Genomic DNA, 8,668 nt, shown 5'->3' on the forward strand with positions numbered 1-8,668 from the left:
AAGCCGATGACGTCGGGGGCGGACGCGAGCAGAGCGGCGGCCGTCTCCTCGACATGCCGGTCGGCCACCTCCCGCAACGAGTCGATCAGGGCGATGGTGGATTCCCGGATCCCCTTCGCGCGCAGCTCGCGGGTGTACGCCTCGCGCCGGTCGGCGTCCGCACGGCGGCAGGTGAAGATCCAGTCGCCGACCGACAGGTGGTAGAGCCCCTCGGAGACCAATTCGTAGGCATCCGACCATGCGGTGTCGCCCATCGCGAGCGTGGCCCGGGCGAGACCGTAGAAATCGAGGTAGGCGTAGTTCGAGTCGACCCGCCACCCGGCCTCCTCGGCGACCGAACGCAAGGTGCCCACCTGGATCGAGGGACGCCTCACGTTGTTCCACGGCATCGACACGAGCGTCACGCACCTGGCATCGGTCATGGCGCCCTCACCACACGAGCCTCAGGTCGTAGGCGTTGCGCAGGAACGGTGGCTCGGCGGCGGCCCGCTCCGGCGGCACCCCGTACTCGGGGATCAGGTCATGCCACTCCTCCAGTGCCGTGAGGATCTGGGCCCGCGCGAACGCCGCACCGAGGCACTGGTGGGCTCCGGTGCCGAAGGCGATGTGCGGATTGTGGTCGCGGTCGAAGTCGACCCGCTCCGGCTCCGGAAAGACCTGCGGATCGTGATTGGCGAGGGCCAGTGGCAGCAGTACCGTCTCACCCCGCCGGGCGACGCCGCCCGCGCCCTCGCTCGCCGCCATCCGGCCCGGATACATGCAGGAGTTGACCCGCAGGAACTCCTCCACCGCAGCTGGGCGGATCTCCCGGGAGGACAGGAAACGCCGCCGTTCGCGCTCGTGGTGGGCGAGGTACTGGACCGCGTTGGCCATGTGGTTCACCGTCGAGTCGACGCCGGCCAGGAACAGCACGCACAGCAGCGAGGCACGGTCCTCGTCCGTCACCGGGGCGCCGTCGATCTCCCAGTCGAAGCTCGCGGTCGTGAGGTCGTCGGCGGGCTCGGCGCGGCGCAGCTCGATGAGGTGGCGAGCGTACTTCTCCAGCGCCGGGATACCCAGCTCGGCGTGGGCCGCCTCGCGCGGGTCGGGAGCCGACCGTGAGTCGATCATCGCCCTGTTGATGGCCAGCAGATGCTCCAGGCCGTCCGGGGGCCAGCCCACCGCGGTCATCAGATTCTCCATGACGTACGGCCGGGCGAATTCCTCGTTGAAGGACACTTCGCCCTCGGCCCGGAACGCCTCGATGCGCCGACGGGCGTTGCTGCGGATCTCCGGTGTCAGTTCCCGCACGCGCTGCGGGGTGAACCAGGAGGCCAGCCTGCGCCGCCACTGGGTGTGCTGGTCACCCTCCACGGTCAGCGGGATCCACCGTTCCTCCTCGGCGCCCTCGGCCGCGCTGACCCGTCCGACGGTGAAGGCGTCCTCGTCCTTGAACGCCTCACTGATCCCGTCATACGTCGCCAGGACCCAGAAGCCGGAGCCCCGGCCGCTGTAGAAGGCGCCGTCGCGCCCATGGGCGGCCGCCACCCGGCGGTACTCCCCGGGGGCGTTGAAGAAGTCGAAGTCGACGGGGCAGCGTCCGGCCCCGTCCGGCTCCGTTGCACCGGGGTGGCGCTCGGCCTCAGCCTGCATCTGCGTTCTCCTTGTCCGGCTCGTCGGTCTTGTGGGATGAGCCGGCGGTCACCGGCGGATCGATGTCGCCCCGCCGCCACGCGGTGGCGTCAAGTCCGGCCGCCCTCAGGCGCAGCGCCCAGAGGCGGTCGAGGTCCTCGCCATCGAGGAAGACCCCGTCGACCAGCACCCCGTCGGGGCGGGCGAGGCGGCCGGCGTCACCGTCAGGGGGGCGCCGGTAGAAGACGAGGTCGGTCTGACCGGTGCCCGGTTTGCCGTCCCAGCCCATCACGTCGTACGCGTCGACCGTGGCCGCTCGCAGCAGGGACGCGAAGTCGAACCCGGCCCGGGCGAGTTCAGCGATCTCCTTGTGGTACGAAGGGCCCGCCACCACGAACGGGTTCCCGCAGTCGGTGCCCACCAGCGGCCGGGCGCCTGCCTCGGCGAGCGCGCGGACCAGCCCGCCGAGCCGGTCCACCAGCGCGCCGCGCCGGTGCGCTTCGGCCGGAGCGAGCCGGAGGGCCTCCCGGGCCGCCGCCTGCCAGGTCCGCCTGCGGCTCGGTGTCACCACCTGCAGCGCCGCTTTGGACGGCCGGGTGAACCGGCGTTCGCCGCTGCGCGCACGCCAGGTCACGAGCGTGGGGCACACGAAGTGGCCCTCGGCGCCCTCGACGACGGCGGGGCGCTCGCCCCGGTGCGGCTCCAGCGCGGCCGCGAGCGCGTCCCAGCGCTCGGCCGGCGGCAGCCGGAACACGTTCGGCACGATGCCGTACAGGTGCTCGGTCGACCGCATGGTGCGGTACGCCACGTCGAGCGGTACCGATTCCGGTGCGTGCCCGACCACGGGGATGCCCGTCCGCCCCGCCTGACGAACCAGTTCGTCGAAGACGGGCCGTGGGACGTCGTCGTACACCTTGATCGCGTCGAAGCCGAACGCGAGCACGTCCTCGACGACCCGCCGGACCGAGCGCTCCCCGTCCACCAGCGTGGCCGCATGCGGTACGTGTGAACCCGGCCCGTCCACGATTCCGGCGGTGACCCACGGCCGGGGCAGCACCGCATGGCGGGCCTGACGCACGCCGGCCGAGTACAGGTGGGCGGGCTCGCCCCACATCTGCCGGTAGGCGGTCACCCCGTGGGTGAGCAGCCCGACGAGGTCGGCCGCGGAGGAGACATGGGCGTGGGCGTCGACGAAGCCGGGTGTGACGTACCAATCGCAGACCGCGCCCTCTCCTTCGCCGGGCGAGGCCGGGCTCCACCCGGCGATCGCCCCGTCGACCACCTCCAGATCGCACCGCGGACCGACCTCCCCGGTGGCCGCGTCGATCAGCCCGACGCCCCGGAAGGTGTGCGCCCGGGGCCGCCCCGCCAGCTCCTCCAGCGCGACGACGAGCGGATCACCTTCCGGAAGCAGGTCCCTGCGGTGCCGCCACTGGGCGTCCTCGGTTGACGCCGTGCTCCCGGGGCTCGTGTCCCGCCCGGTCATCGCACCCCCGCTCCGGCGGCACCGGCGTCCTCGGTGGGGTCGCCGAGTACCCGCGCCACCCGTCGGCCGGTTTCCGCGAGGTGCGCGGCGGCGCGCACCCGGGTGGGACCGGCGATCAGCCACAGGTGAGCGCCCAGGCGTTCCGCGCCGGTGCGGAACGGGGCCATGTCGGTGTCGCCCTCCGCCGTGATCAGCACCAACTCCTGCTTGGAGTGGGCACGTTCGGTCTGCTCGTGGGCTCCGTACAGCAGGCCGCGGGTGGCCGCTCCGAGTTCGGCGGGGGCGACGCGGGCGCAAGCCCCGATCATCCACGGCGGGGCACCCTTGTCGGTGAAGTGGTCGTGCAGGTAGGTGTGCCCGCCGGGCCCTTCGACGGCGCGTGCCTCCTCCTCGACGGCGTCCTTCGGTACCTCGGTCTCCTCGCCGTGCGCGCAGAACGAGAACACCCTTGCCACGCGGTCGTCCACGCCCGCGGTGCGCAGGGCGATCCGGCCGCCGAAGTAGGTGCCGAACAGGCCGTACCGGTCCCGGCCGAAGTGGTCCAGGACCGCGCGGACGTCCTCGACGCAGCGGTCGATGGCGTGCGCCTGTGCGCTGCCGACCCGTTGGCTCAGCCCGCGGCCACGCAGGTCGAGGGCGACGAGGTGGGCGTCCGGCAGCGCGTCGAGGAATCCCGACTCCGCCCAGATGCGGTGGTCCATCGCGATCCCGTGCACCAGTACCAGCGTCTCTCCCGGCCCCGGCCTGGCGACCCCGTGGATCAGCGTGCCGTCCCGGGATGTGACCTCGAAGTGCTCCAGGTCGTCGTGGTGAGCGTTACGCACTCTGTCCCCTCAGCTCGGCGGCCCGTCCCAACTCGTCACGCATGCCGTCCCGTACGGCCAGCACGAGGCCGCGCCTGTCCTCCAGATGGATCCAGCCCTTCCGCGCCCACAGGCCCAGCGTCTCCTGTGCCTGCTCCCGCGAGGTCCCGTTCGTCTCGGTGGCACGCGTGACGGCCTGGGAGAGCCGACCGCCGTGGACGAGCGAGCGGAACAGCTGGTCGTCGGCCCCCCGCAGCACGTGCCGGCCCGTGCCCACGTGGGGCCGGTGGTCGTGCAGGACCGTGATGCTCGGGCCGTACCGGAAGGTGAACCGGGACTGTCCGTGCAGCTTCTTCCACAGTCCCACCCGCGCCCCCAGCCGACGCCGCAGCGCCAGCATCGACGCGTTGTCGGCCTTGCCCACGACCTCCTCGTGCTCGAAGGAGTAAGCAAGGGCTGTACGGTCCAGGCCCGGAGCGGCGTGGATGAACCGGTACTTCTCCTCGGGGCCGCGCAGTTCGATGCCGAAGTCGTCCGGCTTCTCGAAGTAAGGGCTGTAGCGGTCGACGCGGACCTTGCTCACCGTCGACGGCGGTGCCAGATGCGTGATGAAGGGGATCAGCCGCAGCTGCTCCTCCAGCATCTCGGGCAGTTCCTCCGGCATCGCGGAGAGCAGATTCCACTGGGCGTCGATGCCCAGTTCCTGGCACAGCACGAGAAACCGCAGGTTGTGGAAGCCGGTCGCGCCCTTGCGCAGCAGCCGCAGCGCACCGGTGCTCAGGCTCTCGATGCCCGGCTGGACCATGGTGACGCCGGCCGCCCGCATCTCCCCGAGTTCCCGTGGCCCCAGGTTGGCCTTCACCTCGAAGAACGTGGTGATGTCCACCTCGGCGTCCGCCAGCGCCGCGAGACCGTTGTCGTTCTTCGCGAGGATCGTGTCCACCGCGTAGGTGTCGAACACCCCGTGCCGCTCGGTCAGGGTGCGCAGGGTCTCGGTGAGCTGTCGGCCCGGCTTGCTGCGGTAGACCATGCCGCTGCCGTTCTCGCCGCAGAAGGTGCACTGCATCTTCTCGCCCCACCAGCAGCCCCGGGACATCTGGAACGGCAGCGCCACGTGCGGGGCGATGAGATCGCTCCAGGGCAGTTGTCGTAACCGCTCGAAGTATTCGTCGTAGCGGGGAACCGGAGCCGTCTCGGCCGGCTGGACCGCCGGCAGGGAGACCCGCAGCCCGTCCTCGTGCCGGATCACCAGCCCCGGGGCCGCCGCCAGATCGGCCACGTCGCGGGCGGCAGCGATCGCCGCCACCGCGCCTTCGCCCTCGCCCTGCACGACGGCGTCGACGAACGGGTAGGCCCGCATCACCGCCTGGCCCATGGGGCGGTCGCAGTTCGCCCCGCCGAGCAGGACGAGCCGGTCCGGTGCCCGCTCCTTGACGGCCCGAGCGATCGCCAGGGCCGGCACCAGCTGGCTGAAGGACGTGGTGAACCCGAAGCACCGGGCACCCGTGTCGAGCAGCCGGCCGGCGAGTGCGGCGGTGAACCGGGGGGCCGCCTCCCGCAGTGCCAGCACGCGGGCCACCAGGTCCTCGTGCACGCCCTGCTCGCGCAGGAACGCCGCGTACCCGGTGCGCGCCGACTCCTCCTCGGGCGAGTCCTCGGTGCGCAGGACACCGCCGAAGATCCAGTCGCCGACGCCGTGCCCGTACAGTTCCTCGCCGATGGTGTCGTACACGGCGACGAAGTCCTCGGGGGCGCACCCCAATGATTCGACGGCGAACTGGAACCAGTCCAGGTACGCGTACACCGGTGTGATGGGATCCCCCGCGTCCTCCGTGTCCGCCAGGGCCGCGAGCGTGGCGATCTGGATCGACGGCCGGTAGAGGCTGTTCCACGGCGGGGCCACCAGGGTGAGCTTCATTTCGGCTCGTTCCCTTCCGGCTTCGGCAGAAGCCGCTCGCCCAGCCGCCCGGTAGGCAGGACGGGATAGCCCGCTCGGGCCTTGTCCAGCATTTCCAGGCCCGGGGCGACGACATCGACGACGGTCACGGCGCCCGGCCTGGTCAAGACCCGGTAGTGGACGTCGACGCCCACGCGGCCCAGCCGGTCCACGAGGTGGCGCAGCAGTTCTTCGGGGGCGGCGGTTGCGGGCAGCCCGTCGTCAGCGCGGAACGGGTGCTGCTCGCGGGGGAGTTCGTGGACGTCGAACCGGGCGGCGGCGAGATGGCGGGGCCAGCGGGCCAGAGCCGCGGTGATCTGCCCGGCCTCGCGGTCGGCGTCGACGGGCCCGTGCTCGTACATGGTGCAGACCTGGAGATACTCGAGCAGGGCCCGCTGGAGAGCGTAGGCGCGCACAGGTGAGGCGCCGCTGCCGATCAGCCGTACTTCCTCCCGGCTCTCGGCGTCGCACACCACGTAGGCAGGTACACCCGTGTCGCAGGCGATGGAGACGACGAGGACGGGAGCGCCGCGCACTTCCTCCACCGTGTGCGCCAGTTCCCCCAGATCGCCGGGGAGGGTGGCGGGGTCCACGACGCGCAGGGACCGGCCGGCCTCGTCGTCCAGCCCGAAGTAGGACCGTGCGAGCTGGTACGACCAGGCGTCCCGCTCGATCAGCTCGCCCACGGCGTGGACGAGGGCCTCGTGCAGCGTGGCCCCGGCCGCGTATCCGGCACTGGAGGTGTAGTGCCACAGCACCTTGAACGAGCCGTCGTCGGCCGGGTGCGGCCAGTTCCGGTATCCGCCGTCGCGGAGGAAGACGGGCTGGCGGTGCGAGGCCGTCCCGTTCGCGGTTTCGCCGAACGCCTCGGCCACCGGACGGTACTCGCGGGTGAGGACCGGTGCGTCGGCGGCGACCTTGCCGAGTCGTTGCAGCAGCGCGGAGCGTCGTGCCGTGGCCTGTCGGGCGATCTCCCGGCCGGGCAGGAACTCGGCGTCGGACGCCCGGTGGTCGCGGCGCCAGTCGAGGTGGTAGTGCTCGGCACTCTCGAAGAGCGCGCTCGCGAGGCTGCGGTGCCCGAGGCCCTTGCCGGAGCTGCGGGAGCACAGATTGCCCTCGGCGTCCTCCAGCCGCACCTCGTACGTGGGGGTGGAGTCGAGTCCGTATTTGCGGATGTCGGCCGTCAGCCGCTCGGCGGCCAGCCAGTCGCCGACGGCGGACAGGGCCTTGCCGAGAGGGGTCTCACGCTCGGGCGGGACGTCCTCCTTGAGCGTTCCGTCCAGGATGGCGGCGGTCAGCAGGTCGTTCTCGGCGGGACGGGTCAAGGATCTTCCTCACTTCCCCCGTGTCGAACACGGGTACACCTGCGCGGACAAGGCCCAGCAGAGGCTGCGGATCCGACACCACGTGCGCGTAGTGGAGACGGGTCCGCGCGATGCCCGGACCCGAGACGTCGACGGCTCCGCAGTCGGCCCATACCGCGATGCCCCGCGCCTGGAGTTCCTGCAGGGGCGACGGGCACGGGCCGCCGTCGGGTGGTGCGTCACGGGCACGCAAATCGAAGTCCAAGGTGGCGCAGCGCGTCAGCAGCGGCCATCTCGCGAAGCGCCGCATGAAGGAGCGCTCAGCGGGGACGGCCGTGGGGTTTGACCGCCAGAGGGTCTCGGCCTGTGCGAGTTCGAGCAGAGCGCGTTCTCTCGCCTCGGCGAGGGTGGTCCCCGAGCCGAGACCGGTGGCGGGCATCCGTTGCCGGCTGCCCCTCGCCACGGCGAGGACGGTCGGGGTACGGACGGCGCCCGAGAGGGGGACGGTGAGCGGCTGCGCCTCGGCGTCGTCGCCCGGGTACGGGGGACCGGTGAGGGCCTGGTGGAGGAAGACGCCGTAGTTGAGCAGTTCGGTCAGTTCGAGCACGGCGCCGCGCACGGCGGCGGAAGGCGACGGCGCGACGGCCCAGCCGATGGTGCTCGACAGCCGGGCCGTCTGCGCCGTCAGGTGCGCCGACCGCAGTTCCTGGCCGGCGATCCAGGGTGACGACCAGAACAGTGGGACCTGCCGAGGCAGGGCCCCGTCCGTCAGTGGCCGGTAGCCACGGGTGCGGCATCCCGCGGGGGCGCTGCGTATCCCTTCCGGCCACGGGTCGTGGTCGTCGGTGGTGATCGTCGGCGGGCGGGCGGCCGAGGCGAAGGGAGTGCACGCCAGCAGCCGTTCCATGGCTTCGGACAGTGCCTTCTTGCGTGCCACGGACTCTGTTGTGGCGGTGCCGTAGCCATCGGCGGACGGGGCGCCCGATGCGGGGCGCACCGTGCACCGCACGGTCACCGTCTGTTCCGGCTCCGCGTGGTACGAACGGTAGGCGACCTCGCTCAGCACGCAGTCCGTCACCGATGTCTCCAGCATGGTCCCTTCTCCCTGGTGCGCCCGTCCCGCCGACTTCAACGCCTAGCGGCTAGTCAGAGCCGGGCGTCAGACGGCCGAGTCCTTCTCGGACCAGGCGCCCCAGGACTCGAGCTCTTCCAGCTCGAGGGCGCTCAGCTCGGCGTTGTTGGGGTCGTCGTTGAGGAAGTCCGCGGTCATGCAGTCGAAGACGACTACGGGTCCCATATCGGTGATCCTTTCGTCTGAACGGTCTGCTCCGCACCGGCCTCCTGCCGGTGGGGCTGTCACGTGTCGTGCCGGGAACTCCGTGCGCGGTGGGCCCCCGCGGGTGTCAGCACCTCCTTACGGCCGGGCCGTGAGCGTGAGTGGTATGGGGGTGCGGGCCCTGCGGGGCGTGCCCTTGGCCGGCGGGGTCCGGTGGGCCGAGGGCTGCTCGCGCACCGCGAGTGCGATCAC

General features: G+C 71.7%; 7 protein-coding genes and 1 pseudogene. All 8 read right to left on the minus strand.

What is annotated here, in order from left to right; all coding sequences use genetic code 11:
• Nucleotides 1-422: pseudogene (locus ACFY3N_RS36415) on the minus strand (RiPP maturation radical SAM protein 1); the annotation flags it as partial.
• A 7-nt stretch (nucleotides 423-429) separates the two neighbouring features.
• The gene (locus tag ACFY3N_RS36420; RefSeq protein ID WP_390821060.1) at nucleotides 430-1,632 is read right to left on the minus strand and encodes a cytochrome P450; all 1,203 of its coding nucleotides are present in this window, start codon (nucleotides 1,630-1,632) and stop codon (nucleotides 430-432) included.
• Entirely contained in the window at nucleotides 1,622-3,097 is a 1,476-nt protein-coding gene (locus ACFY3N_RS36425; RefSeq protein WP_390821061.1) for an amidohydrolase, read from the minus strand. The genes ACFY3N_RS36420 and ACFY3N_RS36425 overlap by 11 nt, the downstream gene beginning before the upstream one ends.
• Complete coding sequence (locus tag ACFY3N_RS36430; protein ID WP_390821062.1) at nucleotides 3,094-3,921, minus strand: alpha/beta fold hydrolase; 828 nt, start codon at nucleotides 3,919-3,921, stop codon at nucleotides 3,094-3,096. Before ACFY3N_RS36430 ends, ACFY3N_RS36425 begins: the two co-directional genes overlap by 4 nt.
• Nucleotides 3,914-5,818, minus strand: coding sequence for a RiPP maturation radical SAM C-methyltransferase (locus ACFY3N_RS36435; protein ID WP_390821063.1), 1,905 nt, complete (start codon nucleotides 5,816-5,818; stop codon nucleotides 3,914-3,916). The genes ACFY3N_RS36430 and ACFY3N_RS36435 overlap by 8 nt, the downstream gene beginning before the upstream one ends.
• Nucleotides 5,815-7,161: a YcaO-like family protein gene (locus tag ACFY3N_RS36440; protein WP_390821064.1), complete on the minus strand. Its 1,347-nt coding sequence runs from the start codon at nucleotides 7,159-7,161 to the stop codon at nucleotides 5,815-5,817. The genes ACFY3N_RS36435 and ACFY3N_RS36440 overlap by 4 nt, the downstream gene beginning before the upstream one ends.
• Entirely contained in the window at nucleotides 7,079-8,233 is a 1,155-nt protein-coding gene (locus tag ACFY3N_RS36445; RefSeq protein ID WP_390821065.1) for a hypothetical protein, read from the minus strand. Before ACFY3N_RS36445 ends, ACFY3N_RS36440 begins: the two co-directional genes overlap by 83 nt.
• A 66-nt stretch (nucleotides 8,234-8,299) precedes the next feature.
• Nucleotides 8,300-8,437: a bottromycin family RiPP peptide gene (gene botA / locus ACFY3N_RS36450; protein WP_390821066.1), complete on the minus strand. Its 138-nt coding sequence runs from the start codon at nucleotides 8,435-8,437 to the stop codon at nucleotides 8,300-8,302.
• Nucleotides 8,438-8,668 lie beyond the last annotated feature (231 nt).

Origin of the sequence: Streptomyces sp. NPDC000348, from assembly GCF_042898795.1 — a bacterium.
GTDB lineage: Bacteria > Actinomycetota > Actinomycetes > Streptomycetales > Streptomycetaceae > Streptomyces.